Raw genomic sequence first — 26,487 nt, 5'->3', positions numbered from 1 at the left:
AAGGTTCCCTCTTTAATAAAATAATTAAATTTTATATAGATTAAATATCAACTTGCCACTTGCCACGTGGGTGGCACTAGGCACTAATGTGTTCCCTCTATTACCTCTATGTTATGATTTTCAAAAATTTGTTTTATTTCATGGGCCCTATTAGCCTTGCATTTTTTAATAATACAAACCGCTAAATGAATTTTTTTAACACCTGCTTCTTGAAGTTTTTTTGCAGTCTTTAATAAATTTTCATCAGAATTTTTGGAACAAGCATCGCATGTAGCAAATGCCATCATTTCCAAATCCTCATCCTTTTCATAAATACTAAAAGCCTTATTTCTATTATTATAAGCCTTAAAACATCCCATGGTTGAGCATGTACCATTTGTGTTTTCACATGCTATAATAGCTATTTTCATATATTATTCTCCTCTTTTCTCATTATCGTAAAATCATAAAACAAATAACCCTTCAACGTTTAGTTAAAGGGCTGTCTATCCAAAATGCATATAAGTCATTTTAATTTTCCTCCCCCTATTACTCGTAGAGTTTTTGGCAATATAAAACAGGCAGGTGTTCTGACTCGAGCGTCAACATTTTTTCAGCCTTCCCAGTTTCCCAGTGACATATTGAAAAAACTATTCTCTTACAGCGGCGAGACCGTGTGGGACTTTCACCCAGCTTCTCTTTTAATCAACAGATAAAATCTATTGAACCTATTTTATAAACTACTAATTTAGTATACTTATTGTACTATAAATCCTGCTTATATTGCAAGTGTTAACTCATTCCATATAAACTTATATAAGAAATTTCTATTTCTGAAATAATGGAGCTATTTTATCAACGCGGTTTGTCCAAATACCTCCAGTATAGTTAGGTGGTAAGTTCTTCAAGTCTTCGACAGTATCAAATCCTTCAGAAAATTCTCCGCTGCCGCCTACAACAATTACACGAGTATTTACACTATCCATTCGATTTAAAAATCGGCTTCCCCATCCCCATAGGATAGGAGCGTATTTTAATGGTATATGTAATTCAGTATTTCTACACGCCTTGGGAACATATCCTGTCCACCCTATAGCAATATAAGAAAGCAGTGATTTTTTCAACGTTTCCTTTGACATAACTCGAAGATTAGGTAACTCCTTCTGTAATAAAGCAATAGGTTTATCTCCTCCGTATACAGCCAATTTATTTAAACTTTCTTTGGATAGCTTAGAAAGATATTGAATAAGCTGCTGCCCATCTTCTGTTTCATCAGTTTTGATATGAATCAAAAAAGAACCTTCTGGAAATTTAGTAAGAACATCATCTAATGAAGGCATAAGTCCTGTTCCTTTACCTCGAAAAGGAAATGTCTTTCCTCCATCTGCAGTGTAGTTATACCCAACGTCAAGTAATCTCAACTCGTCCATTGTATAATCTTTTATAAGTCCTTTCCCATCGGTTCTATATTCTAATGTCCAATCATGAAAAACAGCAAATTTTCCATCCTTGGTTGGCTGAATATCAAGCTCAACTATATCCGCTCCATATTTAAAGGCTGCCTCCATAGAAGGAATTGTATTTTCTAAAAAAGTATGCTCAGGCTTATGAATGCGCTGAGCCGTATTGGTTTCATTAGTTATTCCCTCCATACTAAAAGTTTGTGCGAGCCCACGATGTGCAAGTATAGTTGCTTTTCCTGTTCGCTGCTTTATAAACAGTGAGCTGTTACTCACATAGACAAATGTAAATAATATTATAAAAAATATTGCCGATTTTTTCTTTATTACCTTTTTAAATTTGTCCATTTTTCCCCCATAGTTTATAAATTAAGTGCCCTCGATTTGCTAACTTGCCACTTGCCACGTGGGTGGCACTAATCATCTATTATACTCAAAAACTTCTTTAAACGCTCATTGCCTGTATTTTCAAAAACATGCTCTGGTGTACCAGCTTCAACAATTGACCCATTTTCCATAAATACAACCTTATGAGCTGCATCTCTTGCAAAACTCATTTTATGAGTTACTACTACCATAGTCATTCCTTCTTTAGAAAGATCCTTCATTACCTTTGTAACTTCAGCTGCCAGTTCTGGATCTAATGCAGAAGTAGGCTCATCAAATAATAAAACTTCCGGTTCCATTGCCATGGCACGGGCAATAGCTACTCTTTGCTGCTGACCTCCTGAAAGTTCAAATGGATATTGATCTTTTTTCTCTAAAAGTCCAACCTTTTGTAAAAGCTTAAGACCTTTTTCACGAGCCTCTTCCTTTGAACGTTTCAATACTGTTACCTGTCCCTCCATTATATTTTCTATAACGGTCATATGAGGAAAAAGATAAAAGCCTTGAAATACCATTCCAGTTTGTCTTCTTAGTGCTTGTACTTCACTAGTAGAGATCTTTTTATTTCCGCTAAACATTACCTCATTTTCCCCAATTGTTATAGATCCCTCATTTGGAGTCTCTAATAAATTTATACATCTTAATAGAGTGGTTTTTCCTGAACCTGATGGTCCAATAATAACCGCTGTCTCTCCCTTATTAATCTGTAAATCTATACCCTTTAAAATCTCATTCTTACCAAAGCTTTTGTGTAAGTTTTTTATGTTAATCATAAAATCCCTCCTTTACCTAGTTGTATATCTTTCAAGTCTTTTTTCTAACCTATTCTGAAGCACTGATAGTACACTACAGAACATAAGATAGATAACTGCTGTTTCAATATATAACCAAAGAGGTTCATAAGTTGCAGCTGTAATTCTCTGAGCTATCATAAACATTTCAGTAAAGGTTATAGTTGCAGCAAGTGATGTATCTTTAACAAGACTTATAAAAGAATTAGCTAGTGGGGGTATGGAAACTCTAGCAGCTTGAGGAAGAATTACTCTTCTTAGTGCTTGTTTATACGTCATACCTATGGAATATGCAGCCTCCCACTGACCTTGAGGTATAGATGTAATAGCAGCTCTTATAATCTCAGAATTATACGCACCTACACTTAGGGTAAAACCAATTACAGCTGCAGTCAGCGCGTTTAGTGTTACACCTGCTGCTGGAAGCCCATAGAATATGATAAACAATTGAACTAGAAGTGGTGTCCCTCTTACTATCCAAACATAGAACTTAGCTAATAACACCAATGGTTTAAAACTTGATATTCTTGCTAAAGCTGTAATTAAAGCAAGAACTAATCCAAGAGAAAAGGATATAATGGCAAGGGGGACTGTAAATTCCAATCCCGCCTTTAATATAGGTAAAAATGAGCTTATTAATATTTCTATTATTCTTGATGCTCTTTCATCAAAATTCATCTTGTCACCTCGTTATTTTGATACGTCAGTACCAAACCACTTTTGAGAAATTTTTAAGTAAGTACCATCTGCCTTCATATCTGCAAGTGCCTTATTTACTGCATCTACTAACTCCTTATTTCCTTTTCTAAATAATACAGCACTTTGCTCGGCATTATTATAATCTGCTACTGATTTTATTGGCGCATCTGGCTTTTGCTTTTTTAAATCCAAGAAAGATAGGCTGTCATTAATAGTGGCATCTACTCTCTTTGAAGTTAAAAGGTCAATGGCTTGATTAAAACCATCAATTTGAACCAGCTCTGCTCCATAACTTTTTGCAATCTTACCAAGATTACTTGTTAAAGATTGAGCAGATTTTTTACCTTTTAAGTCTTCAAATTTTTTAATATCTTGGTTATCGCTTCTTACGATAAGTACAGCTCTTGATGTTATATATGGAGTTGAAAAATCATACTTTTTTTCACGCTCAGGATTTATTGAAACTTCATTTAATACTGCATCAAATCTTTTTGCATCAAGTCCTGCAAACATACCATCCCATTTTGTTTCAACAAACTCTGCTTTTACACCAAGACGTTTTGCTATTTCATTTGCTATCTCCACGTCAAAGCCTGTTAAAGTTCCATTGTTATCATGGAAAGTAAATGGAGCATATGTTCCTTCAGTACCTATACGAATTTTGCCATCATTCTTTATTGTTTCTAATAAGTTTTTAGGTGCAGTTTCTTTACCTGCATTATTATCTTTTGTTGAACATCCTGTAACACCTATAATTAAAGTTAAAGCTAAAACAGCACTCACAAATATATTTCTTTTTTTCATTTTTATTCCCTCCGATTTTTATAATATTCTTATGTTAATTTTATTTATAGTATCTTATATTTCTTGAAAAATTATTTAATCAATAACTCCCCCTTGTTTCAATTTTTTCTATGTTATAATTATTTAAATACATTAATACATCTTGAAAACAAAAAACTCCTGCCTCTAAAATATAGAGGTAGAAGTTATATTCCACGGTCCCACTCTAATTATCACGAATATAAATAAATTCATGACTCTCATCAATTTAGGTACAAACATACCTTAACGCTTTAACGAGCGTACCCGCTGCCGTCTACTTATTTTCGAGACAGTGCTCAAAGATGCATTCACATAGATTACACTAAAAACCCCTTTCAGCCTAGAGGGTTTCTCTCTGTAAGTTTAGTCTATACTACTAATTCTTATCACAGCATTTTTATTTTCATCTATATACTTTAAAAGTATTCTTATAGGAATACTATATATTATACGACTTTTATTGTCAAGATTTTTATAAATTTGTTTTATGGTAATTGTTGCTATCAGCGATTACGTTCGCATATTTTCCTTATAATTAAACTATTATAGTTACTTCTGTTCCATCTCCAGCTTTTACTTCTACCATCTTTAATCCCTTATAAGCTTTTAACATATCAAATCCTTTTTTAAGTTCCTTAAGGTCGATATTTTCAATATATTTTCTTTGTTCTTCAGTAATATATCGCTTTGCAATTGTGAGTCCAAAGTTGCCACAGCCAAGGGCTATTTTTATAAGTGCCATTGGTGCTGGTATTTTAAAGCTTCTTCCAGTATTAAGCTTTATATAAATTCTCAATTTTATTCTCCCTTTCATTTAACTTGCAAATTAAATTGAGCATGTTTACTTCATATTTAATCCAGCGACTTAATAAAACCTTTATTCTATAGAAACTTCAACTATATCTCCATTGCTGCTTTTTACATCCACTATCTTACCTTCGAGACCTGAATCAATAGCCTCCATAATCATCTTTATATCTATTCCATCCTGCTCTGAAATGCCTGGTATTTTAATATTATTAACCGCATTTCCTATAGCTTTTAGAAACTTAACTGGTACATTTACATTTACGGTATCATTGGTGCCTGATAACACCCTAACTTTAAGCATTTTATCTAAATTTTTTGATACAGTAAGCTGTTGTGCACTACTGGATTTATCAAGTGCTTCAATAAGTTCTGTAGCTTTTTCTGAATCAATTTTACCTTCTTCAACCATTTTTAAAATTCTTTTAACCTCTTCCTTCATTTTACAATCCACCCTTTCAAATTTTAATTCCCTTTCATCATATTTAAAGCCTGCTCAGCTGATATTTCACCCTTTTCTAGCATGTCAAGTATTTCCTTGTTGTCTACTGTAGGCTTTTTTACTACGGTATAGCCAAGAGCTGAAACAACTTCATCTAGCTTAGCTCTTACAGTAGGATAAGATATCCCAAGTTCCTTTTCAACATCCTTAATATTGCCTCTACACTTTAAAAAAACTTCCATAAAATTAAGATATTCTTCTCCTAAATACTCGAACTTAGAAAATTCAAAGTCATTTTCGATAATAGTGCCACATTTATCACATCTAAGCTTGATAGCTTTTAATTTTCCGTTACATATAGGACATTTGCTTATTACCCTATAAGCCATAATCATCCTCTCCTTTTCTGTATCTTCATTATAATACTATTCTTATAACAAATCAATAATTTAATTAAAATAATCAATCCAAAATTATATATTTTTTAAAATAATTAATTTTATAATTAATATTTTTAATCCAACCTTTAATAATTTAAATATAAGCTTCTTTAAGAGGCTTCTGGATCAAATTTTCTTATTTTTATTTAATCTTAACTAACTTTATTAACAACAATGAAAGATATTATCAAGTCCATTTTTGTTTTTTTCAAAGCAAAAAGACACCTTCAATGGGAGGTGCCAAATGCTCTAATCATATAGACTACATATTTTCTACAAACTGAATCTTTAATCCATTTGGATCTGTTACATAAAAGAACTTAACATGTGGATTAGGTTGAAATGGTTCACTATATTCTATGCCTTTACTATTAACAAACTCCATCATTTTGTCCACAGATTCTATTTCAAATCCCCATGAAATATCTTGTCCAACATCAATCCCTTTATTATTTTCATTGTATATTAGCTCAATCTTTGTTTCTCCATCTCCTAAAAATGCAATTTCAGTCCCTTGACCAGCTTTAAATCTTTTATCAACTGTAAGTCCAACTATTTCTTGATAAAACTTTAGAGATTCCTCCATATTCTTAACCATTAATGTACTCCAACAAAATTTCATAACTTATTTTCTCCCTTGAATAAATATTATTTTTATATTTAAATTTTAAGCTAATTTTTCAATAATCAAGTCATTACGTATGGATGTTAAGAACAGCTGCTTTGCTTTTTCCTTATCTTTAGTTTGTCCAAGTACCCACATGAGCTTTGTTACTATTGCCTCTGTTGACATATCATGCCCTGGAATTACTGCATACTTCAAGGCCTTTTGTCCAACTTCATATTTACTCAAATCAGTGCCCTCTAAAAGCACCTGAGTTTTTATAACTACAATCTTTCCCGCCTCATCTAGCATTTTTAATTTAGCCAAGAAATTCTTTTTATTCTCAAAAGGAATTCCCCCGCTGCCATAGCTTTCTATAATTATTCCTAAATACTTATCACTTAAATAGTCAAGTATATCAGGATCCGTTGCAGGAGTTAACTTTAGTAAGAAAATATTAGTACATAGAGATTTATAAAATGTAAGTTCCTGTTCTTTTTTATAAATGGAAACTTGATCATTATATTTAATCTTATTTTCTTCAATACTAGCTAAATAAGGATAGTTAATACTTTCAAAAGCATTATAGCTTTTTGTTCTTAATTTTTCCGCACGAGATCCACAGATTACCTTACCATCAAAGACAATAAATACTCCGCCTACCCCATTACATGCAAATTGAATGGCATTTACTAAATTTCTTTTTGCATCTGTTTCTTTAAATATAATAGGCTTTTGAGCACCTGTAATAACAATTGGCTTATTAGAATTTTGTATCATATAAAAAAGTGCTGCAGAGGTATATGCCATAGTATCTGTTCCGTGAGTTATAACAAATCCATCATAATTATTATAACTTTTCTCAATATATTCAACAATATTTATCCAATATTCTGGGTGCATATTAGTACTATCAATATTTAATATTTGTACGGCATCAATTTGGCAAATATCTTGTACTTCTTTTGTGTAACTTAAAAGACTTTCTCCCGTAAGAGCTGGTGCAAGTCCATCATTGCCTTCTGCACAAGCAATAGTTCCCCCTGTAGATAATAACAATATTTTTTTCATATAACTTTCTCCTTATATAATAATTCTTTTTGCAAATTTAAAAGCATACATTAAGCTTCATACGTCCTTATATAATAAATAATTATAAACCAGCCTAAGAAGTAGTCAATATAAAAAAAATTAAAAATATTTTGTTAAAAAAGTATATTTAACCTTTATTTAACAGCACTGATTAACTTGTCTTCCATCTTATTACTATTCTTTATTATAAAAATCATGCATAGTGCAATTATTCCCCATACCCACCATGGTATTATTATATTCGAAGATCCTAATGCAGATGCAGCTAGTATTTCCCACGGCCTTGCTAATAGCATTATTATAAAGTATCTGCTTAAGCTCATTTTGCTAAGTCCAACTAAAAAGCCAATAATATCGTCTGGTAGAAACGGAAGAAGAAACATTAACATAATTAATAGTTCCCCCTTTTTTGATGAAATAATCTGCTCGTACTTATCTGAAACCTTATGGCTTACAAACTTGTTTGTAAAAGATCTTCCAAATTTTCTTGCAAGAATAAATACTACTACAGATCCGCTTATTATTGCCAGCATACTGATAAAAAAAGATCCCCACATGCCAAACATCATTCCCCCAACTACAGCACTTACATTACTAGGTATGGGTGCGATAATAACAGATACAAATTGCACTATAAAAAATATAATATATGCATTTTTACCATATCCCTCAATATACTTTTTTAAATCCTCCATAGAAGTCATATGATTCAAGATACCACTGGATTTAGCATAAATAAATATTCCTGCTAGCCCACATAGAGTTACTAATAATAAAAAATAGAATTTTAATTTATTCTTATGTATATTCATAAACAGTATTCATCCTCCTAGTTATCTATTTGTACATACTGATTATGAAGTATATAATTTAAAATTAGATTAAAAACCTCTTAAGAAAATCTTAAATTTAAACGCATCATCAATTTTGATCAACATATCTCCACCAAAAGGTAGTCCCAATAAAGCCAATCATGCTAGTTAGAAGTACGATAATAATACTGATATTTTCAAGTGCTGCGCTCTCCTTTCCAGCAGCTCCACTTGCTAGAGCAGGGATGGACCATGGAAAAAACTGCCCATATCCTGTTGCAGCTACTATTTGTGCCAGTACAAGAGAAAACACTACAAACCCAAGAGGAGATAAATATCCTCGTCCAATGCATGCAAAAAGAGCTACTGGTGTAGAAAGCATTATTGTAAGCAAAGAACAAGTAAAGAAAACTTTAAGACCTTGAATTATAAATTCAAGTGACCATCCAGGTATATCTACAACTTGACCTACAATTAAACCCAAAGCAAATACAAGTATGGAAAGTAGTAAACACCATAAAATTACTACTATAAATTTAGAAAATACAATAATATTTCGTGAAATTGGCAGCGCAAGTAAGTCCTTTATTGTTCTATCCGAATATTCTCTTCCAAAAACCCAGCTTGTCACAAACCCAAATATCATCAACCCCCCTATAGATATTGCTTGTGTAAGAAGACTAATATAAGAATCCCAATCAGCAGTTCCTGCAATCTGAGCTTTCGCAGAAATCACTCCCATCTTCTGGGCCAAATCAGGTTCTTTTAAAATAAACATGAATAAGCCTCCTATAAATGGTATAATCAGCGCAGCAAACATTGTTATTAGAGGTACTTTAGAACAAAAAAACTTTTTAATTTCTACAGAGACTGTAATCAATATTTTATTCACCTTAAATCTCCTCCAGCTTCTTTAATAGTTCTTAAAAAATATTCTTCTAAATCCTCACTTTGTACCTTTAACAATGTTGGTGGGCATCCAGCACCTACAAGCAGCGTTGCAATCTTGTCAGAATGATTTATGGCATCTTCATCCTGAATCTCTAATGCACATATATCTTTTCCTTGATATTCATCTGCCATATGCACCTTATACCCAGCTTTACATAAAACTGATGCCATACTAGATCTATCTTTTCCATCTAAAAATAATGTTTTCTTTACCTGATTTTTAAGCTCTGCTCCATCTATCTCTTTAATTAATTCTCCATTATTTATTATTCCTATATTGGTAGCAAGCCTTGAAATTTCATCTAGCTTGTGACTTGATATCAATATTGTTACACCAAAATTTTTCGCCAAATCCTGTAGCAAATCACGAATTTCAACAATTCCTGCTGGATCTAACCCGTTAGTTGGCTCATCTAATATTAGTATTTTAGGTCTATGAATAATCGCCTTTGCTATCCCAAGGCGCTGTGCATTTCCTAAAGAAAGATGTTTAGCTTTTTTATCAGAGTATATACTTAAATTTAGTTTATTCATAATCCAATCAACACAATTTATTCCTCTAATGCCTCGCAGCTTTCGAATTATATCTAGATTTTCCTTTACTGTGAGTTCTGGATATGAGTATGGTGTTTCAACGATATATCCTACGTTATTCCATATACTTGTATCTCCGGCACTTACCTTTTTACCCTGTAGATAGCACTGCCCTGATGTTGGAGCTATCATTCCAAGTAACATACGTATCGTAGTAGTTTTTCCTGCACCGTTTAGTCCCAGAAAGCCAAATATTTCTCCGCTTTTAATAGACAAGTTGACATTGTTTACAGCAAGTGTTTTACCATAAATCTTTGTTAGCTGAGTAGTATTTATAATTTCATTCATAGATTCAATCCTCCTCTATTAACTGCTGTAGGAGACCACTTATTAATAATTTTAAAGCGTTGTCAAAATCCTTTTCCCCAATTTCTTTCACATGGAGCATAGTCATAAATATTGCTCTTAGAGAAGCTGATACAGTACCAATTTCAACATCTTTTTTTACTTTTAAATGCAGTAATAGCTTTTTTATAAATATATCATCAAATGAATGATGATCAAGTATATCTTTCTCGGGTATTTTTCTCATAAGATATTCAAGTTCTTGATTTTCAATTATATTCATAATAAAAGAATGCCTTACTTTTTTATAAATTTCATAGATCAAGTCAGAAAGCTCCTCTGAACCTACACTTTCTAATTCATTAAGTTCATTGAACATTTCATCAATAATGGAGTTTTGATATTCTTCAAATACTTTAAAAAATAAACTTTCCTTTGATGGATAAAAAATATAAAAAGCTCCTTTTGATATGCCTGCCATCTGAGCTAACTGATCAACAGTTGTTTTTTTTACCCCAAATTTACCAAGGCACTCTTGTGCCGCACTATTTAATTTTATTCTTATTAACTCTTTTTCACTTTCACTAAATGCAGTTGCCATAGTTACCTCCATACTGTATGACCATTTTAGTACTTATAGTCACACAGTATCATAAATAACCTTTTCTGTCAATAAAGTTATGAGCTAATAATATTACTGTGCCAATGCCCCAAGGTGGTCTTAATATTAATATATAACCTAAAACTTGGCACGTGGATGCCGCTACTACTAAAAAAAACTATTGACAACGAATATAAAACAAATTATACTTAAAAAAACTTAGTCATAAAAATGAAAATAATTCTAATAACAGAAAATTAAATAAGACTTTTCTTATCAAGAGAGGCAGAGGGACAGGCCCTATGATGCCCAGCAACCTGAATAAAATGATAACAACATTTTACTCAAGGTGCTAATTCCTACAAACTGTAAAGTTTGAAAGATGAGAAAGCAATAAGATAGTTATATCAAACTGCTTTCTTAGTTGAAGAAAGCAGTTTTTTTATTACTATTTTTGAAAACAATATCTTAGTAAATAAGTATGTTTTCTGTGCTATAGTTTAAAAAAACGCTTCTTGTGAATTTATTCATGGGAAGTTTTTTTATACAAAAAATTAAAGTATTAGGGGGCAACATTATTATGAACAAAGAATTTTGGAATGCAGAAGTCGAAACTATGCCAAGGGAGGAACTAGAAATCTATCAATTAGGTAAATTGAAAGAGCAGATTACTTTAGCTTACGAAAAATCGCCTTATTATAGAGAAAGCTTTGATAAAGCTGGCGTTCATCCTAAAGATATTCAATCTTTAGAAGATATCAGAAAACTTCCAGTTCTAACTAAAAAGATTGTAAGAGCAAGACAAGATGTAAAACCTATTTTAGGAGATTTAACAGTAGTAGATGAAGACCAGGTAGTCTTCATATCCTCATCCAGCGGATCAACTGGAGCTCCTACAGCTAGTCCATTTAGCAAAAGGGATTTTGATGAATTTCAAGATGTAGAAAGCAGACTCTTCTGGCAGGCTGGAATGAGACCAAATGATCGATACATACATGCTCTCAATTTTACACTATTTGTAGGCGGGCCTGATGTTATTGGTGCGCAAAACCTGGGAGCACTTTGCATATGGGCGGGTACAATTCCATCCGATAGGTTAATATTTCTTTTAAAACAGTATCAGCCAACAGTAATATGGACAACTCCTTCTTATGCTTGGTACCTAGGAGAAACTGCTAAAAAACAAGGCATAGATCCAGCTAAAGACTTAAGTATAAAAACTATTATTGTTGCAGGTGAACCAGGTGGTTCTATAACATCCACTAGAGAAGCTATAGAAGAACTATGGGATGCTAAATTATATGATTTTTACGGTATATCTGACATCTTTGGGGCATGTGGTGCAGCTTGTGAATTCAACGATGGGATACATATTGCAGAGGATCATATGATTGTAGAAGTTATTGATCCAGAAACTGGACTTCCTGTAGCTGAAGGAGAACGTGGAGAGCTTATTCTCACAACTCTTAGAAAAGAAGCTAGACCTATGATTAGATTTACAACAGGAGATATTGTTACTTGTACATCTGAAAAATGTCAGTGTGGAAGAACCCACAAACGTATAAAAGTTGTAGGAAGAACTGATGACATGTTTATTTCAGGGGGAGTAAATATTTTTCCAAGTGATGTAGAACATGTAATAAGAGAAATTGAAGGAATAACAGGAGAATATAGAATAAGCCTTATCACAGATAAACATATCACAAAGTTTAATTTAGAAGTTGAAAGAGAAGAAACAGCAAATTTATCAGTAGATGAGCTTAAAAAAGTAGTTGAGCATGATATTAAAAGCAGACTTGGAGTAAAGCCAAAGGAAGTTATTGTACTAAAAGATGGTGAACTTCCAAGAGCAACTCATAAAGCAAAAAGAATAGTAGATCTTAGAAAGGAAGGTATAAACTAATGGCTAAACTTAGCACTAGATTAGATGGTTTTGAGGAATCAGTAATAAGAAAAATGACTCGTATTTCAAATAAATATAATGCAATTAACCTTGCTCAGGGCTTCCCTGATTTTGATCCCCCAAAGGAAATTTTGGACGAACTTGCACGAGCAGCTTATGAGGGTCCCCATCAGTATTCAATTACCTGGGGCGCAAAGGACTTTAGAGAAGCCTTAGCAGAAAAACAAGAAAAATTTACTGGTCTAAAGATAAATCCAGAAGAAAATATAGTTATAACTTGCGGTGGTACAGAAGCAATGATGACTGCAATGATGTCCGTATGTGAAATTGGCGATAAGGTAGCTATCTTCTCTCCATTTTATGAAAACTATGGTGCTGATACGATACTTTGTGGTGCTGATCCTATTTACATTCCTCTAAATCCACCAAATTTTAATTTTGATATAAAGGCATTAGAAGATGCATTTATACAAGGTGCAAAAGCTCTTGTATTATGTAATCCATCTAATCCTGTAGGTAAAGTGTTTACAAAAGAGGAACTTTTAGATATTGCAGCTCTTGTAGAAAAGTATGATGCCTTTGTTATAACTGATGACGTTTATGAGCACATAGTATATGAACCTCATAAGCACATATATTTTGCGACACTACCTGGAATGCTTGAAAGAACTATTTCTTGTGGTTCTCTTTCTAAAACTTATTCCATTACTGGCTGGAGACTTGGTTATGTTATTGCACCTAAGGAAGTATTAGATAATTGCAAAAAAGTTCATGATTTTCTTACCGTAGGTGCTGCTGCCCCACTCCAAAGAGCAGCAACAGTGGGCCTTAAATTCGGTAAAGAATACTATGAAGAGCTGACAAAAGCATATACCAAAAAAAGAGATTTCTTCTTAAATGGATTAGACAGTATAGGGCTAAAATACTTCAAACCTGAAGGCGCCTATTATGTAATGGTTGATATAGAGGAATTTGGCATGGCATCAGATGTAGAATTTGCAGAAAAGCTTATAAAAACTGTAGGTGTAGCTGGAGTTCCAGGGTCTTCATTTTTCAAAGAAGATGTAAACACATATATAAGATTCCACTTTGCTAAAAAAGAAAGCACATTGGAAGCCGCACTTAATAGACTTCAAAATATTCGAAAGTTCTTTTAATAAAATATATTTGACTTAGGAGGAATAAAGGATGATAGAGATTACCTTTTTAGGAAGAGGAGGCCAAGGAGCTTTTACTTCTTCAAGAATACTTGGAATAGCTGCAAATCTATATGGTAGTATGTATAGTCTCAGCTTTCCTAGCTTTGGACCAGAAAGAAGAGGCGCACCAGTATTTGCATATACAAAAATTGATGGCAAAGTAATCAGAGACAGAAGCCAAAGTGAAAAAAGTGATTACTTTGTACTTTTGGACAGCAGCTTATATAACGATGGGCTGCTCCAAAAACTTAAAGAAAATGGAAAGCTAATAATAAATGATACTAGTAAAGATAAATATACAGATGAAAGAATTGTAACTTTTAATGCTTCTAGTGTGTGCAAAGAATACTTGGGTCATCCTATTACCAATACTGCTATGTTAGCAGTTCTTGCTATGAATACTGGAATTGTAACTATAGAAAGTATTGTAAAAGCTATTAAATATGATATGCCCTCAAAACTCGCTGAAAAAAATCAAAAATTAGTAGAGCATATCTCTCATGAGATAGGAGGAAAAGAACATGTCTAGACCTAAACTAAACGAAAATTTCAAAACAAGCTCTGTTAATGATTTACCTTTAGGAACCTATGGTAAGGCAATGCAGCTTAGCGAAACCTTTGAAGGATGGAGAAGCGCAGCCCCAATAATAGATACAAAAGCATGCAATTTATGCAATTGGTGTTACCTTGTATGTCCCGAAGGTGTTATATATGAAGACGATAATAAAATGAATATAGATTATAGATTTTGCAAAGGCTGCGGTATATGTGCTAAAGAATGTAAAAAAGGATGCATATCTATGAAGGAGGAGGTATAAAGATGAACTCAAACAAACAATTCGTATCTGGAGATGAAGCGGTTGCCATAGGTGTAAAACTTGCTAAGCCAAATGTAATATCAGCATACCCTATAACCCCTCAGACAATAGTTGTAGAGAGACTTTCTGAGATGGTAGAAAGCGGCGAAATTGATGCAGAATATATGTATGTAGAATCAGAGCATTCTGCTCTTGCATCAGTTATGGGTGCTAGTGTTTTAGGTGCAAGAACCTTTACTGCTACCTCTTCACAAGGACTTTTATATATGGCAGAGGTAATGCATTATGCAAGTGGTGGAAGAGTCCCTCTAGTTATGATGAATGCTAATAGATCAGTAGCACTTCCTTGGAGTATATTTGGAGATCAAAGTGATTCCCTATCTTTACTAGATAGTGGTTGGATACAGGTTTACGTAGAAGATGCTCAAGAAAGTTTAGACATGATTCTTCAAGCTTATGCCTTAGCTGAACATAAAGACGTTTTAACTCCAGTAATGGTGAACTTAGATGGATTTATATTAACTCATACTTATGAATCTGTTGATGTCCCTACTGAAGATCAAGTGACAGAGTTTTTGCCAAAGTTTGAATTGGAACACAAAATGGATTTAGATAATCCCAAAAATTTGTTCTTTTCATCTTCTCCAAGTAATAATTTAGAATTTAAGTATCAGCAAAATATGGCTATGGAAAAATCCAAGAAAATAATTGAAGAAATAGATTTGAGATATAAGAACATTACAGGGAGAGGATATGATGGTTTAGTAGAAGCCTATAAATGCGAAGATGCTGATGAAATTATCGTAACCCTTGGAAGCGTATGTGGACTTGTACGAGATGTGGTTGATGAACTTAGAAAAAATGGTCGAAAGGTAGGCCTCCTAAAAATAAGATATATGAGACCATTTCCAGAAGATGAGATTAGAAAATATACTCAAGATGCTAAGGCACTAGCAGTTTTGGAAAAGGATATATCATTTGGATATCGCGGAACCGTATTTACTAATGTTTCCGCTTCTCTTAGAGGTAGTAATGCTAAAATTGTTAACTATATAGCAGGACTTGGCGGTAGAAATATAAAGAAGGAAGAAATAATCGATATTTTCACAGATTTAAAAGAAATAAATGAAAATAATAAATCACAAGGAACCTCTACCCTTAAAGATGGTGATTTGAGATTTGTAGGAATAGAGGTGGCAGGAAATGAAGAATAATCTTTTAGATAAAAACGAATACTTTTATGGTCATAAGGCCTGCGCTGGATGTGGAGGAAGTCTTGCTGTAAGGCTAGCTCTTAAGGTCTTAGGCAAAAATAGTATAGCAGTTCTCCCAGCTGGGTGTATGTCTGCAGTTGGATTTGTTTATCCACAATTAGCTTTTGGAGTTAATGCTCTTATCTCCCCTTTTGCTAGCACAGGAGCAGTATTATCTGGAGTTTATGTTGGAGCAAAATCTCTAGGCTTAAAAGATGTACATGTAGTAGGCTTTGCTGGTGACGGTGGAACGGCAGACATAGGGTTACAAGCATTGTCTGGTGCAATAGATAGAGGTGATAAAATAATTTACATCTGTTATGACAATGAAGCTTATATGAATACTGGAGTACAACAAAGTTCACTAACTCCATATGGGGCAAGAACAACAACAACCCCTGCAGGTGATAGGATTCATGGTAGTACTAACGTTAAAAAGGATATGTTCGATATAGTTGCTGCACATAAAATACAATACGCTGCAACAGCAAGCGTTGGAAATATACCTGACTACATTAAAAAAGTAGAAAAAGCAAGCAAGGTTGAGGGAACGTCCTACATACATGTTGCGGCACCCTGCCCTACTGGTTGGGGAGTAGACAGTTCAGGCACTATTGAAATAGCTAAAGATGCTTTAGATTGTGGGCTTTGGTATCTAGCAGAATATGAAAATAATGAGTATAAAATAAATAAACAAGTTAAAGAATTTAGCAGCGTAAAAGATTATCTTAAAAAGCAAAGTAGATTTAAACACTTAACCAATGAAGATATAAAACTTATAGAAGAACAAAGGGATAAAAAGTGGCAGGATTTAAAAAATAAAACAAATTTAAAGTGATACTACCTAAATCAAAGCAGTCAAACATGATAACAAGAGTCAATTTATAAAATATATATTACTTGCCACTTGCCACGTGGGTGGCACTATGATATAATATCACCAATATAATATTGTTCGTGAATAATAAGCACAAAATGGGGTACACCACCGAAAGGGTGTAAGGCCATTTTGTGCTTTTTTTGCGGGTATTTTGGAAAGGAAGTGAAAATATGAGAGTAAATGGAACCGATATTTCCTTAAATGAAGCTCAAAGTTTATTTGATTTCTTAGAAGAACAAAATTACGATATTACTAAAATTGCAGTAGAGCGTAATGGTGAAATTGTTCCGAAATCAGCATATAAAATCGTTATGCTTGATGATGAAGATACTTTAGAGGTTGTTAGATTTGTAGGAGGAGGCTAATAAATGAAAGTAACAGTAAACGGCAAAGAACTGGAGCTAACTTGCAGCACAGCATTTCAGCTGAGAAATCAAATTGGAAATGAAACTGACATTGTAATTTTAAATGGCTTTCAAATAGATGCTGACTGCAAAATATCAGAAAATGATGTATTAAATATAATACGCAAAGGCACTATGCCTAAGGAAGACGAACTTGAAAGCATGATGATGGCAAGACACACTCCAAATGTACATAAAAAGATTAAAAAAGGTAAAGTTGCCGTGGCGGGTCTTGGAGGTCTTGGATCTAACATTGCAGTTATGCTTGCAAGAATAGGTGTTGGCCAGTTACTTCTAGTGGATTTTGATATTGTTGAGCCAAGCAACTTAAATAGACAAAGCTATAATATTGGTCATCTAGGGATGCCAAAGACATTAGCTCTAAAAAAACAGATAGAAGAAATTAACCCATTTATCAAGGTGGAAACTCAAAACACAAGAGTAACTGAAAACAATGTTAGTAAGCTTTTTAGTGGCTATGATATTGTTTGCGAAGCTTTTGATAAACCGGAGGCAAAATCTATGCTTGTAAATACAGCATTAGAAGAACTTACTGATATTAAAATAGTAGCAGCTTCTGGTATGGCTGGTTATGATAGTTCAAATTTGATTAAAACAGTAAAACCTATGAATCGCTTATATCTATGTGGAGATTTAGAAAACGGAGCAAAAATCGGACAAGGATTGATGGCACCAAGAGTACAGATATGCGCTGGTCATCAAGCAAATATGATTTTAAGGTTATTACTTGGAATAGAAGATGTATAAGAAAGGATGTTAAAGATGAGTGATAAATTAATAATTGGTGGTCATGAATTTAAATCAAGATTTATATTAGGTTCGGGTAAATTTTCATTGGATCTAACAAAAGCAGTTATCGAACATGGTGAAGTAGAAATGGTAACCCTTGCACTGCGCCGCGCAAATGTAGGTGGAGAAGAAAATATATTAGATTACATACCAAAGGAAATTACATTACTTCCAAACACTTCTGGAGCAAGAACTGCAGAGGAAGCAGTGAGAATTGCACGCCTTTCAAGAGAAATTGGATGCGGCAATTTTGTAAAAGTAGAAGTTATTCATGATTCTAAATATTTGATGCCGGACAACTATGAAACAATTAAGGCTACAGAAATGCTAGCTAAGGAAGGGTTCATTGTTATGCCATATATGTATCCAGATTTGAATGTGGCAAGATCACTTGTAAATGCTGGTGCCTCAGCAGTAATGCCATTAGCTGCACCTATTGGAAGCAATAAAGGCCTTTGCACAAAGGATTTTATACAAATCTTAGTAGATGAAATAAACTTACCTATTATTGTAGATGCTGGTATTGGACGTCCATCTCAAGCCTGTGAAGTAATGGAAATGGGCGTAGATGCTGTTATGTGTAATACTGCAATTGCAACAGCAAAGGATGTTGCAGTAATGTCAAAAGCATTTAAACAAGCTATTGAATCAGGACGCAGCGCCTATCTTGCAGGCCTTGGTAGAGTATTGGATTTAAAGGCTGAAGCATCTAGTCCATTAACTGGGTTTTTGGAGGATTAATTATGGAATCAAATAAAATAAATCATATGGAATATTTAGATGAAATGGAAGCTGTAAGTTCCGATATCATGGACAAGGTATTAAATTTAGTTCATAAGTATGATTATCATCAATATACCGATAGTGATGTAAAAAATGCCCTAATGAAAGATAACCTTTCATTGGATGATTATGCAGCCATACTTTCCCCTGCCGCTATGCCCTATTTAGAAGATATGGCAAGGAGGGCAATGTCAAAGACCAGAAAACATTTTGGTAATTCTGTTTGTATGTTTACGCCATTATATATTTCCAACTATTGTGAAAACCATTGTGTTTACTGCGGCTTTAATTGTAAAAACAAAATTCACAGAGGCAAACTTTCTTTAGATGAAATAGAAGAAGAATTAAAAGAAATTGCTTCCACTGGTTTGAAAGAGATCTTACTTTTGACAGGAGAATCTCGTCCTATGTCTGGAATAGAGTATATTGGAGAAGCAGTTAAATTAGCTGCAAAATATTTTTCTACAGTTGGTATTGAAATATATCCATTAAACTCAGATGAATATGCTTATTTACATGATTGTGGTGCTGACTTCGTTTCTGTTTATCAGGAGACTTATAATCCATATAAGTATGAACAGGTTCACTTAAGCGGTCCAAAGAGAATTTTCCCCTACCGCTTCCATTCACAAGAACGTGCTTTATTAGGTGGTATGCGTGGGGTTGCTTTTGGAGCACTGCTTGGGCTAGATGATTTTCGAAAGGATGCTTTTGCAGCTGGTGCACATGCATTTTTTATACAACAAAAATATCCTCATGCAGAAATCTCCTTCTCCACTCCACGATTAAGACCTTACATCAATAATTCAGATAATAATCCTAACGATGTTCATGAAAAACAGCTTTTACAAGTAATGCTTGCTTATCGATTACTTATGCCTTTTGCGGGAATCACAATTTCCACAAGAGAAAGAGCAGGATTCCGTGACCATGTTATCGGAATGGTAGCTACAAAAATATCAGCAGGTGTAAAGGTTGGTGTTGGAGGTCATAATGGGGATGAAAAAGGTGATGAGCAATTTGAAATTTCCGATCCTAGAAATGTAGACGAAGTTCATCAAGCTATTTTAAACCGAGGACTACAGCCTGTTTATACGGATTATGTTAGAGTTTAGGAGGGCAAAATGCTAATTTGTTTAACCAATCGAAAACTTTGCACAGATGACTTTTTTAATAGAATGAATGAAATAGCAAAAGGAAAGCCTCATGCAATAATGCTTAGGGAAAAGGACTTAAGCCTAGAAGAATATAAATGCTTGGCTATAAAAGCAAAAGAAATCTGTGATATAAATGAAGTTCCGCTTATTATCAATAAAAATATTGAGGTAGCTTCAAAACTAAAGCTTCCTAATATCCATTTATCAATGCCAGATTTAAGAGCACATAAAAATGAATTACATCAATTTACTAATATAGGCGCCTCTGTTCATTCCCTGCTTGAAGCAAAGGAGGCAGAGGATTTAGGAGCTTCCTATTTAATCGCAGGACATATCTTTTCTACGGATTGTAAAAAGGGAGTTCCACCGAGAGGCCTCTCATTCTTAAAGGAAGTATGTGATTGCACCTCAATTCCGGTATTTGCCATCGGCGGCATAACAAAGGATAAAGTAAAAGATGTTATAAATGCAGGGGCAGCTGGAATGTGTATAATGTCTGAGGCTATGACTTGTCCGAATCCAGTTGAGCTCAGTGACAGTTTTACAATATAAGTAGAAATTAAAATTAGGACTTTTAAACTTCACTTGAAAAGACCGCCTTTCTAGTAGACGGTCTTTTTCATTAAATTATAAATATACCTATGCTTGTGATCCAAAGATAGCAACATTTTGGTTATTCAAAACAAACCTATTATTTTCATATTTCAATGTATTTAAAACATATCCTAAAGAATCTGCATTATACCTGCCAGCTATTTTTTGATATGCTAGTAACTCATATACTCCATTTGAGTCAAAATCCACAGGATATAAGCCGCTTAATGGATTTACAAATCCGCTAATTGGCTGCTTTAGTTTTCCGTTATCATCATATATTTCGCTTAAATAATCTGCTCCCTTATAAGTTATGTCTATAATATATTTTTCATTATTTTTCTGGCTAATAAATTCCACTTTATAATTGTCTTTATAAGTAACATCATAGTTGTACTCTTCATTATACACATTAAAATTGAATAGTAATCTTGCTGTATTGTTAGCAAAAGAATAAATGTAGTGGTACATTATCCCTCCACTTCCACCTGAGTTAATGCTGACTAATATGTCCTCTACCCCATCTCCCGTGAAGTCTCCCAAAAATAGCGTAGGATTATATCCTGCATTTTCACTAAGGGGTATTCCCTTAACCCTGCCTGACATTCCATCCTGTATTATAAGAGTGATATTTTGAATGAATGGACTATCAGGTGTCTTTGTGCCAGTTAAATATACATTATCAGGTATCCTATCACCATTTACGTCTCCTCTCGCATAAGCAACAATTCTTGGATATATCGCATTAGACCTAAAATAACAATTATACATGGCAGCTCCTTTATATTATAAACTTTCATAATATCTTATGTACTAACCAATAACCTTGTTACATTTCATTAAATAGGGAGCTGTTTTAGTACAAACATTGTTACCTGTCCCCCATTTTTTTCAAAACAAACTTGCCACTTGCCATGTGGGTGGCACCTTTTTCATCTTTCCGAATACAATATAATTGATGAGGATTTAACCCTTAGCAAAATCCAAGGAGGTTTCCAATGTATAATGAGTTTTTTTATTGTCCTTATTGCATAGAACCAACTACTTGTCCATTTTCAAGCAGCCAAATGAGACAATTTGATGTGTTTGATGACTTTGAAGAATTTGATGAATTTGATGAATTTGAAAACTTTGACCCCTTCTATGAAGAAGATGAACTTGAAACCGTTCCCTCCTTTTATGAAGAATATGAATTCGACGGCTTTAGAGCTCCTCAGCAGGAAGTAAGCAGAATACTATCATTACTTAATACTCAGCAGCCTCAACTTGGCAGAAGTTTTCAACCTATAGTCGATAATTACTTTAGGAATGTTATAAACTATACAATAGATAATGCAGGAAGGCATAGTGGAAACATAAATGCAAGAACAAATGCCATATTTAATGACTTCAGAAGAAATAATGAGTGGATATTCTCCGCTCTTCGTGCAGCCGGTATCCCTAACAATATAATAAATTCAACCATTAGAGATATAATACAATTTGTTCTAAGAAATATTAGCAGACCTCCTTCACCTGGGCCTGGCCCTGGACCTGCTCCCGGTGATAGATGGAGTCAATGGGAGGATCTTGGTGGTGTTTTAAATTCCGGTCCCGGTGTTTCCTCATGGGCACCTAATAGACTTGATGTATTTGTAGCCGGAAGTGATAATGCTTTATATCACAAATGGTGGAATGGCTCCCGATGGAGCGATTGGGAAAGCCTTGGCGGAACATTAACCTCTGCCCCTGCTGCAGTTTCCTGGGGAAATAATAGAATCGATGTATTTGCTCGCGGTACAAATAATGCTATGTGGCATATATGGTGGGATGGATCCCGCTGGAGTAATTGGGAAGACCTTGGCGGAGTTTTGACATCTTCCCCTGCTGTTTCTTCTTGGGCCGCTAACAGACTTGATACCTTTGTAAGAGGTACCGATAATGCTTTATATCACAAATGGTGGGATGGATCCCGCTGGAGTGATTGGGAAAACCTTGGTGGAACGTTAACCTCGGCACCTGCTGCAGTTTCCTGGGGAAATAACAGAATTGATGTATTTGCCCGTGGTGAACGTAACCGCTTATATCATAAATGGTGGGATGGTTCCCGCTGGAGTAACTGGGAGGATCTTGGTGGAAACTTAACCTCAGCTCCTGCAGTATCCTCCAGAGCAGCTAATAGACTTGAAGTATTTGCTAGAGGACAAAACAATCAATTGATGACAATGTCTTGGAATGGCTCTCGCTGGAGCAATTGGAGTAACCTTGGAGGAAGAATAACTTCTGATCCAGCTGCGGTATCTTGGGGACCAAACAGAACTGACGTATTTGCTAGAGGTACAAATAATGCTCTATGGCATATTTGGAGAAGTTAATTAATTTATTAGAAAAAGCCGGATCAGGTGCTATTTAACCACCTGATCCGGCATATTTATTTCTATTGAATTTCATATTTAAATATTAAACTTGCCACTTGCCATGTGGGTGGCACTTTTATATCCCATAATTACTATCCAAACGTAGGCCAGGGTCTTTGGTATCATCAATGTTCCAATCCATCTGATTTCAGTAGCCCAAATCACAACAGGGATATAAAATGCAAAGGATAGTACAATTGCAAGCCACATAAATTTAAAATTGTTATCATTGTACTTTTTAGCTTCAGAATAAAAAATACATATTATGATAATTCCCATTATAGCAAATGGAATATTTCTATATACTCCCCATGAAACTGGAGCATAATAGTTTAGCCAATCATTTTGAGGAAATAAACATAATACTATTCTAACAACGGCTAACACATAAATTGAAAGTGTAAGATTTTTATATCCTTCAATATTATAACGCTGTCTCCATATGTGGTACAAAATCACATAAAATATAGTCATAGTAATAGATGTTACTAATTTGCCAAATCCAAGTGCAGTAGCATTTGCCTCAAGTCCAGTTGTTAAAAGCGCATAGGATCTAGGTACTAGATGAAACGCATCCCCTGCTCCTAGTAAAATCGCCATCCAGCCAAAAAGCTTATACTCTTTATTGTCACCACTGTTTCTTGCCATTTTTAATCCTAGTGTAATAACACTAAGTAAATAAACTACATCAAATAAAGTTTCCATAATTGCTTGCATATTAATCCTCCTTATTTTGCAATATGAACATTGTTCATTTTTGTTTATATTAAAAATCATACATAAGTATGACCTTTAATTACATAATATTCTTTTTAAAATCATAGTTAAAAACTTCATGTCTTTTTCATCTTTTCTAAGCATCATAAGCATATTTTCAAATATAAACTGTGCTGTTTTTTCCTTTGAAACAATATCATTCCAAGGGTAATCCCTTAAACTATTATCCATATCCATTAAGATTATAATTCTTGAATATATTTTTTTAAAGTATTCGTTCTGCCTTTGCTTTCCAAGTAATTTTTCTTGTGTTTTTAAAAGTGAAAGCTGATCTAACCAATTTTCCTTGAACTTATGAAGATAAACATATAATAAATCATATATTATTTCTAAGTTATTATAAAAATCATTGTAGGCAAGACTTTCCCAATCAACATTTGAAAAGGCTCCCTCCCAAAAATCCTCGATAACAGCTACCAGTAAATCTCCCTTTGAAGGAAAATAATTATACACCGTTCCTATCGCAATACCACTTTGTTTTGCCACTGATCGTATATCCATCTTTGTGATGCCTTGACTTGCAGCAATATCCTTAGCTGCTGATAAAATAATATCCTTATTGTTTCTAGTATGATTCTTCATGCCCCCATATCACCACCTGAACATTGTTCATTTTGATTATATACTAAGCATATGCACTTGTCAATCCATGCATTTACTTAATTAATGTAATGATTTGGTCAGCTTCTATAAACATTTAGCATATTTTTAATTCGGCGAATAACTTCCTCCCTTACATGCGCCGGCTCTAAGCATTCACATTTATCCCCAAAACCAAGCAAAATATTATAGCCAAACTCATCTTCTATAAATGGAAAGTTTACAATTAATTTATTATCTCCATAGTTCTCAATATTCTCTTTTCCACAACGTTCTAACATCTGCTCCCTGAGAGACTCATCAACTAGTAGTTTTATTATTATAATATTCTTCTTGAAGATTCGAATAGAATAGTAACCTCTCCTCTATATAATTATTCTTTTTCTAATTCAAAGACAGAAATACTGAAAAAGTAGAACCTTGCTCTACTTTTGATTTTACTTTAATATAGCCATTTTGCTTAGAGACAATTTGTCTTGTAAGATACAGTCCTAGCCCTATTCCCTCCTCATCTTTACTACCCTCTCCCCTATAAAATCTCTTAAATATGTTGTTAATCTCTTTTTCACTTATGCCTATTCCATTATCAATAATATCTATTCTTACAAACATATCATATTGTATTACTTCAATAATAATACTCCTACCAAAGTTTGTATATTTTACAGCGTTATCAATAATATTAAAAATTGCTTCCACTGTCCAATTTTTATCAATATTTAAAACAACATCTTGTGCAGCATTAAACTTAATTTCTATGTTTTTTGCTTTAGATTTTTGGTATGCTTGCTTGATTGCAGTTAAACAAACATCATTTAAACTGGTTTGCCTTGGAGTTAGTTTGATTACTCCACCTTCAAGACGGGACATTTTAATCATACTTTCCATTAAAAAGCTAAGTTTTTCAATTTGACTTTGCATGTTTTTGCTAAATTCAGTGTATTCATCTTTTGAAATTGAACTATCCTGTAAAAGCTCATAGTATAATTTTAAATTTGACAAGGGAGTTTTTAGTTGATGAGAAATATCCGAAATAAGCAGCTTTATTTCATCCCGTTCTTTTTTTATTCTTGAATTTTGTGCCTTTAATATATTTGTTAACTTTATCACCTGTGATTGCAGCTTCCCTAGCATATCATCATTTAAAACTGAAAATACTTCCTGATCATTCATATCTATAATAGAATAAATAAGTTTTGAAAGTTTACTTAATATATATTCGATATGCTTTCTTACAGCGCATATTAATATTATAGATAGGGCTGCCATTATACTGCAAAATATCACAATTGCCATGAGCAAAGCAGTATTATTATAGGTAATCCATATATAATATCCAAAGGAAGTACAGCAGATTATAATTGCGGTAAAGTACATAGCTATTTTAAAATTAATATTCACTCCATCTCACCCCATGTATATCCAATTCCAAATACCGTAATTATATACTTTGGATTTCTAGGATCATCCTCAATCTTTTGCCTTAGTCTACGAATATTTACGCTTAATGTGTTTTCATCAACAAAATTACCATGATCGTCCCATAATTTTCCCAATATAATCTGCTTTGATATAACCTGTCCTTTGTTTTTGGCAAGCAGCTCTACTAGCTTATATTCCTTTGTAGTTAATTTGATAACTTCTTTTAGTTTTTTTAAAATCATCATATCATAATCAATGGTTATATTCTTATATACAAATATGTTCTTCTCTTTTATACTGCTTCTTTTTAGTACAGCAATAATCCTCTGTTTTAAAATTTCTATAGAAAATGGCTTTGTGATATAATCATCACATCCTGTTTGGAAACCATGAATAATATCTTGTTCGGTATCATTAGCTGTTATAAAAATTATAGGTGATTCAGAATTCTTCCGGATCTCCTCACAAAGTTTTAATCCACTTTTATGTGGCAAATTGATATCAAGCAGTATCAGATCAATACTGTTATTTGAGAAAGCAATAAGACCTTCATCATAATTGAAAGTGCTTATAACATTATAAGTACTCTTTCCTAAAGCATATGAAATACCTTTATTTAAGAGTTTATCGTCCTCCACTATTAATATATTAATCAAAAAATCACCCCATATCATGTACATATTATACCAACTAATTGAGGATACATAAATGCTATGTATCCT

General features: G+C 33.6%; 32 protein-coding genes, 2 riboswitches and 1 other annotated feature. Of the genes, 12 read left to right on the top strand and 20 right to left on the bottom strand.

All coding sequences use genetic code 11. From position 1 onward, the window contains the following. Positions 1-83 precede the first annotated feature (83 nt). The 14 genes from JOC70_RS06245 to JOC70_RS06180 form a co-directional block, all read right to left on the bottom strand. Entirely contained in the window at positions 84-410 is a 327-nt protein-coding gene (locus JOC70_RS06245) for a CGGC domain-containing protein (protein WP_204598030.1), read from the bottom strand. 132 nt (positions 411-542) lie between these two features. Further along, positions 543-726: riboswitch (cobalamin riboswitch) on the bottom strand. Positions 727-806: 80 nt separating this feature from the next. Beyond that, positions 807-1,787, bottom strand: coding sequence for a glycerophosphodiester phosphodiesterase family protein (locus tag JOC70_RS06240; RefSeq protein WP_204598029.1), 981 nt, complete (start codon positions 1,785-1,787; stop codon positions 807-809). 68 nt (positions 1,788-1,855) lie between these two features. Then, positions 1,856-2,599 carry an amino acid ABC transporter ATP-binding protein gene (locus tag JOC70_RS06235; RefSeq protein ID WP_204598028.1) on the bottom strand — a complete coding sequence of 248 codons (744 nt, stop codon included), beginning with the start codon at positions 2,597-2,599 and terminating at the stop codon, positions 1,856-1,858. 12 nt (positions 2,600-2,611) lie between these two features. Beyond that, complete coding sequence (locus tag JOC70_RS06230) at positions 2,612-3,295, bottom strand: amino acid ABC transporter permease (protein ID WP_204598027.1); 684 nt, start codon at positions 3,293-3,295, stop codon at positions 2,612-2,614. A 12-nt stretch (positions 3,296-3,307) separates the two neighbouring features. Then, the gene (locus tag JOC70_RS06225; RefSeq protein ID WP_204598026.1) at positions 3,308-4,120 is read right to left on the bottom strand and encodes an amino acid ABC transporter substrate-binding protein; all 813 of its coding nucleotides are present in this window, start codon (positions 4,118-4,120) and stop codon (positions 3,308-3,310) included. A 171-nt stretch (positions 4,121-4,291) separates the two neighbouring features. Beyond that, positions 4,292-4,540 (bottom strand) — a binding site (T-box leader). 136 nt (positions 4,541-4,676) lie between these two features. Next, positions 4,677-4,937 (bottom strand): hypothetical protein, encoded by a 261-nt coding sequence (locus JOC70_RS06220; RefSeq protein ID WP_204598025.1) that lies wholly within the window; start codon positions 4,935-4,937, stop codon positions 4,677-4,679. Positions 4,938-5,018: 81 nt separating this feature from the next. Beyond that, positions 5,019-5,390, bottom strand: a complete 372-nt coding sequence (locus JOC70_RS06215; RefSeq protein WP_204598024.1) for an SHOCT-like domain-containing protein — start codon at positions 5,388-5,390, stop codon at positions 5,019-5,021. Between the two features lie 23 nt (positions 5,391-5,413). After that, complete coding sequence (locus tag JOC70_RS06210; protein WP_204598023.1) at positions 5,414-5,779, bottom strand: DUF2089 domain-containing protein; 366 nt, start codon at positions 5,777-5,779, stop codon at positions 5,414-5,416. A 313-nt stretch (positions 5,780-6,092) separates the two neighbouring features. After that, on the bottom strand, positions 6,093-6,452 hold the full coding sequence (locus JOC70_RS06205; protein ID WP_204598022.1) for a VOC family protein: 360 nt from the start codon (positions 6,450-6,452) through the stop codon (positions 6,093-6,095). Between the two features lie 45 nt (positions 6,453-6,497). After that, a complete protein-coding gene (locus JOC70_RS06200; protein ID WP_204598021.1) occupies positions 6,498-7,505 on the bottom strand; it encodes an asparaginase in 1,008 nt (335 codons plus the stop codon). A gap of 155 nt (positions 7,506-7,660) precedes the next feature. Further along, complete coding sequence (locus JOC70_RS06195; protein WP_204598020.1) at positions 7,661-8,338, bottom strand: TVP38/TMEM64 family protein; 678 nt, start codon at positions 8,336-8,338, stop codon at positions 7,661-7,663. 109 nt (positions 8,339-8,447) lie between these two features. Further along, complete coding sequence (locus tag JOC70_RS06190) at positions 8,448-9,230, bottom strand: ABC transporter permease (RefSeq protein ID WP_204598019.1); 783 nt, start codon at positions 9,228-9,230, stop codon at positions 8,448-8,450. Further along, complete coding sequence (locus JOC70_RS06185; protein WP_204598018.1) at positions 9,227-10,171, bottom strand: ABC transporter ATP-binding protein; 945 nt, start codon at positions 10,169-10,171, stop codon at positions 9,227-9,229. The genes JOC70_RS06190 and JOC70_RS06185 overlap by 4 nt, the downstream gene beginning before the upstream one ends. A 4-nt stretch (positions 10,172-10,175) precedes the next feature. Continuing rightward, a complete protein-coding gene (locus JOC70_RS06180) occupies positions 10,176-10,769 on the bottom strand; it encodes a TetR/AcrR family transcriptional regulator (RefSeq protein ID WP_204598017.1) in 594 nt (197 codons plus the stop codon). A gap of 270 nt (positions 10,770-11,039) precedes the next feature. Beyond that, positions 11,040-11,158: riboswitch (SAM riboswitch) on the top strand. 191 nt (positions 11,159-11,349) lie between these two features. Between JOC70_RS06180 and JOC70_RS06175 the strand changes: the two genes are divergently transcribed. From JOC70_RS06175 to JOC70_RS06125, 11 genes are all read left to right on the top strand, one after another. Then, on the top strand, positions 11,350-12,672 hold the full coding sequence (locus JOC70_RS06175; protein WP_204598016.1) for a phenylacetate--CoA ligase family protein: 1,323 nt from the start codon (positions 11,350-11,352) through the stop codon (positions 12,670-12,672). After that, entirely contained in the window at positions 12,672-13,829 is a 1,158-nt protein-coding gene (locus JOC70_RS06170; RefSeq protein ID WP_204598015.1) for a pyridoxal phosphate-dependent aminotransferase, read from the top strand. Before JOC70_RS06175 ends, JOC70_RS06170 begins: the two co-directional genes overlap by 1 nt. Positions 13,830-13,860: 31 nt before the next feature. Next, positions 13,861-14,400, top strand: coding sequence for a 2-oxoacid:acceptor oxidoreductase family protein (locus tag JOC70_RS06165; protein ID WP_204598014.1), 540 nt, complete (start codon positions 13,861-13,863; stop codon positions 14,398-14,400). After that, entirely contained in the window at positions 14,393-14,689 is a 297-nt protein-coding gene (locus JOC70_RS06160) for a 4Fe-4S binding protein (protein ID WP_204598013.1), read from the top strand. Before JOC70_RS06165 ends, JOC70_RS06160 begins: the two co-directional genes overlap by 8 nt. A 2-nt stretch (positions 14,690-14,691) precedes the next feature. Beyond that, on the top strand, positions 14,692-15,903 hold the full coding sequence (gene porA / locus JOC70_RS06155; protein ID WP_204598012.1) for a pyruvate ferredoxin oxidoreductase: 1,212 nt from the start codon (positions 14,692-14,694) through the stop codon (positions 15,901-15,903). Continuing rightward, positions 15,893-16,780, top strand: a complete 888-nt coding sequence (locus tag JOC70_RS06150; protein ID WP_204598011.1) for a thiamine pyrophosphate-dependent enzyme — start codon at positions 15,893-15,895, stop codon at positions 16,778-16,780. Before porA ends, JOC70_RS06150 begins: the two co-directional genes overlap by 11 nt. A 212-nt stretch (positions 16,781-16,992) precedes the next feature. Continuing rightward, positions 16,993-17,187 carry a sulfur carrier protein ThiS gene (gene thiS, locus JOC70_RS06145; protein ID WP_204598010.1) on the top strand — a complete coding sequence of 65 codons (195 nt, stop codon included), beginning with the start codon at positions 16,993-16,995 and terminating at the stop codon, positions 17,185-17,187. A 3-nt stretch (positions 17,188-17,190) separates the two neighbouring features. Continuing rightward, the gene (gene thiF / locus JOC70_RS06140; RefSeq protein WP_204598009.1) at positions 17,191-17,994 is read left to right on the top strand and encodes a sulfur carrier protein ThiS adenylyltransferase ThiF; all 804 of its coding nucleotides are present in this window, start codon (positions 17,191-17,193) and stop codon (positions 17,992-17,994) included. A gap of 15 nt (positions 17,995-18,009) precedes the next feature. Next, complete coding sequence (locus JOC70_RS06135; RefSeq protein ID WP_204598007.1) at positions 18,010-18,777, top strand: thiazole synthase; 768 nt, start codon at positions 18,010-18,012, stop codon at positions 18,775-18,777. A gap of 2 nt (positions 18,778-18,779) precedes the next feature. Beyond that, entirely contained in the window at positions 18,780-19,934 is a 1,155-nt protein-coding gene (gene thiH / locus JOC70_RS06130; protein WP_204598006.1) for a 2-iminoacetate synthase ThiH, read from the top strand. Between the two features lie 9 nt (positions 19,935-19,943). After that, positions 19,944-20,528 carry a thiamine phosphate synthase gene (locus tag JOC70_RS06125; protein ID WP_204598003.1) on the top strand — a complete coding sequence of 195 codons (585 nt, stop codon included), beginning with the start codon at positions 19,944-19,946 and terminating at the stop codon, positions 20,526-20,528. Positions 20,529-20,615: 87 nt separating this feature from the next. On the opposite strand, the gene JOC70_RS06120 is transcribed toward JOC70_RS06125, so the two are convergent. Continuing rightward, entirely contained in the window at positions 20,616-21,341 is a 726-nt protein-coding gene (locus tag JOC70_RS06120; protein ID WP_204598002.1) for a VCBS repeat-containing protein, read from the bottom strand. A gap of 725 nt (positions 21,342-22,066) precedes the next feature. Between JOC70_RS06120 and JOC70_RS06115 the strand changes: the two genes are divergently transcribed. Next, complete coding sequence (locus tag JOC70_RS06115; protein WP_481128506.1) at positions 22,067-22,924, top strand: PLL family lectin; 858 nt, start codon at positions 22,067-22,069, stop codon at positions 22,922-22,924. 78 nt (positions 22,925-23,002) lie between these two features. Here JOC70_RS06115 and JOC70_RS06110 read toward each other — a convergent pair whose 3' ends face one another. The 5 genes from JOC70_RS06110 to JOC70_RS06090 form a co-directional block, all read right to left on the bottom strand. Continuing rightward, positions 23,003-23,683 carry a hypothetical protein gene (locus tag JOC70_RS06110; protein WP_204598000.1) on the bottom strand — a complete coding sequence of 227 codons (681 nt, stop codon included), beginning with the start codon at positions 23,681-23,683 and terminating at the stop codon, positions 23,003-23,005. Positions 23,684-23,758: 75 nt separating this feature from the next. Beyond that, the gene (locus JOC70_RS06105; RefSeq protein WP_204597999.1) at positions 23,759-24,325 is read right to left on the bottom strand and encodes a TetR/AcrR family transcriptional regulator; all 567 of its coding nucleotides are present in this window, start codon (positions 24,323-24,325) and stop codon (positions 23,759-23,761) included. A 98-nt stretch (positions 24,326-24,423) separates the two neighbouring features. Next, positions 24,424-24,660 carry a WCX domain-containing protein gene (locus JOC70_RS06100; RefSeq protein WP_341534871.1) on the bottom strand — a complete coding sequence of 79 codons (237 nt, stop codon included), beginning with the start codon at positions 24,658-24,660 and terminating at the stop codon, positions 24,424-24,426. A 67-nt stretch (positions 24,661-24,727) separates the two neighbouring features. Beyond that, complete coding sequence (locus tag JOC70_RS06095; RefSeq protein WP_204597998.1) at positions 24,728-25,744, bottom strand: ATP-binding protein; 1,017 nt, start codon at positions 25,742-25,744, stop codon at positions 24,728-24,730. Next, positions 25,741-26,421 carry a response regulator transcription factor gene (locus JOC70_RS06090; protein WP_204597997.1) on the bottom strand — a complete coding sequence of 227 codons (681 nt, stop codon included), beginning with the start codon at positions 26,419-26,421 and terminating at the stop codon, positions 25,741-25,743. The genes JOC70_RS06095 and JOC70_RS06090 overlap by 4 nt, the downstream gene beginning before the upstream one ends. Positions 26,422-26,487 lie beyond the last annotated feature (66 nt).

Origin of the sequence: Clostridium pascui, assembly GCF_016908015.1 — a bacterium.
Taxonomy (GTDB): Bacteria; Bacillota; Clostridia; order Clostridiales; family Clostridiaceae; genus Clostridium_AK; species Clostridium_AK pascui.
The sequence above is the reverse complement of the archived record's forward strand: the minus strand, read 5'-3'. Positions and strand labels throughout refer to the sequence as shown.

Coding starts and splice junctions, on each gene's coding strand:
- JOC70_RS06245 (WP_204598030.1), bottom strand. CDS start 410: ATGAAAATAGCTATTATAGCATGTGAAAACACAAATGGTACATGCTCA.
- JOC70_RS06240 (WP_204598029.1), bottom strand. CDS start 1,787: ATGGACAAATTTAAAAAGGTAATAAAGAAAAAATCGGCAATATTTTTT.
- JOC70_RS06235 (WP_204598028.1), bottom strand. CDS start 2,599: ATGATTAACATAAAAAACTTACACAAAAGCTTTGGTAAGAATGAGATT.
- JOC70_RS06230 (WP_204598027.1), bottom strand. CDS start 3,295: ATGAATTTTGATGAAAGAGCATCAAGAATAATAGAAATATTAATAAGC.
- JOC70_RS06225 (WP_204598026.1), bottom strand. CDS start 4,120: ATGAAAAAAAGAAATATATTTGTGAGTGCTGTTTTAGCTTTAACTTTA.
- JOC70_RS06215 (WP_204598024.1), bottom strand. CDS start 5,390: ATGAAGGAAGAGGTTAAAAGAATTTTAAAAATGGTTGAAGAAGGTAAA.
- JOC70_RS06210 (WP_204598023.1), bottom strand. CDS start 5,779: ATGGCTTATAGGGTAATAAGCAAATGTCCTATATGTAACGGAAAATTA.
- JOC70_RS06205 (WP_204598022.1), bottom strand. CDS start 6,452: ATGAAATTTTGTTGGAGTACATTAATGGTTAAGAATATGGAGGAATCT.
- JOC70_RS06200 (WP_204598021.1), bottom strand. CDS start 7,505: ATGAAAAAAATATTGTTATTATCTACAGGGGGAACTATTGCTTGTGCA.
- JOC70_RS06195 (WP_204598020.1), bottom strand. CDS start 8,338: ATGAATATACATAAGAATAAATTAAAATTCTATTTTTTATTATTAGTA.
- JOC70_RS06185 (WP_204598018.1), bottom strand. CDS start 10,171: ATGAATGAAATTATAAATACTACTCAGCTAACAAAGATTTATGGTAAA.
- JOC70_RS06180 (WP_204598017.1), bottom strand. CDS start 10,769: ATGGCAACTGCATTTAGTGAAAGTGAAAAAGAGTTAATAAGAATAAAA.
- JOC70_RS06175 (WP_204598016.1), top strand. CDS start 11,350: ATGAACAAAGAATTTTGGAATGCAGAAGTCGAAACTATGCCAAGGGAG.
- JOC70_RS06170 (WP_204598015.1), top strand. CDS start 12,672: ATGGCTAAACTTAGCACTAGATTAGATGGTTTTGAGGAATCAGTAATA.
- JOC70_RS06165 (WP_204598014.1), top strand. CDS start 13,861: ATGATAGAGATTACCTTTTTAGGAAGAGGAGGCCAAGGAGCTTTTACT.
- JOC70_RS06160 (WP_204598013.1), top strand. CDS start 14,393: ATGTCTAGACCTAAACTAAACGAAAATTTCAAAACAAGCTCTGTTAAT.
- porA (WP_204598012.1), top strand. CDS start 14,692: ATGAACTCAAACAAACAATTCGTATCTGGAGATGAAGCGGTTGCCATA.
- JOC70_RS06150 (WP_204598011.1), top strand. CDS start 15,893: ATGAAGAATAATCTTTTAGATAAAAACGAATACTTTTATGGTCATAAG.
- thiS (WP_204598010.1), top strand. CDS start 16,993: ATGAGAGTAAATGGAACCGATATTTCCTTAAATGAAGCTCAAAGTTTA.
- thiF (WP_204598009.1), top strand. CDS start 17,191: ATGAAAGTAACAGTAAACGGCAAAGAACTGGAGCTAACTTGCAGCACA.
- JOC70_RS06135 (WP_204598007.1), top strand. CDS start 18,010: ATGAGTGATAAATTAATAATTGGTGGTCATGAATTTAAATCAAGATTT.
- thiH (WP_204598006.1), top strand. CDS start 18,780: ATGGAATCAAATAAAATAAATCATATGGAATATTTAGATGAAATGGAA.
- JOC70_RS06125 (WP_204598003.1), top strand. CDS start 19,944: ATGCTAATTTGTTTAACCAATCGAAAACTTTGCACAGATGACTTTTTT.
- JOC70_RS06120 (WP_204598002.1), bottom strand. CDS start 21,341: ATGTATAATTGTTATTTTAGGTCTAATGCGATATATCCAAGAATTGTT.
- JOC70_RS06110 (WP_204598000.1), bottom strand. CDS start 23,683: ATGCAAGCAATTATGGAAACTTTATTTGATGTAGTTTATTTACTTAGT.
- JOC70_RS06105 (WP_204597999.1), bottom strand. CDS start 24,325: ATGAAGAATCATACTAGAAACAATAAGGATATTATTTTATCAGCAGCT.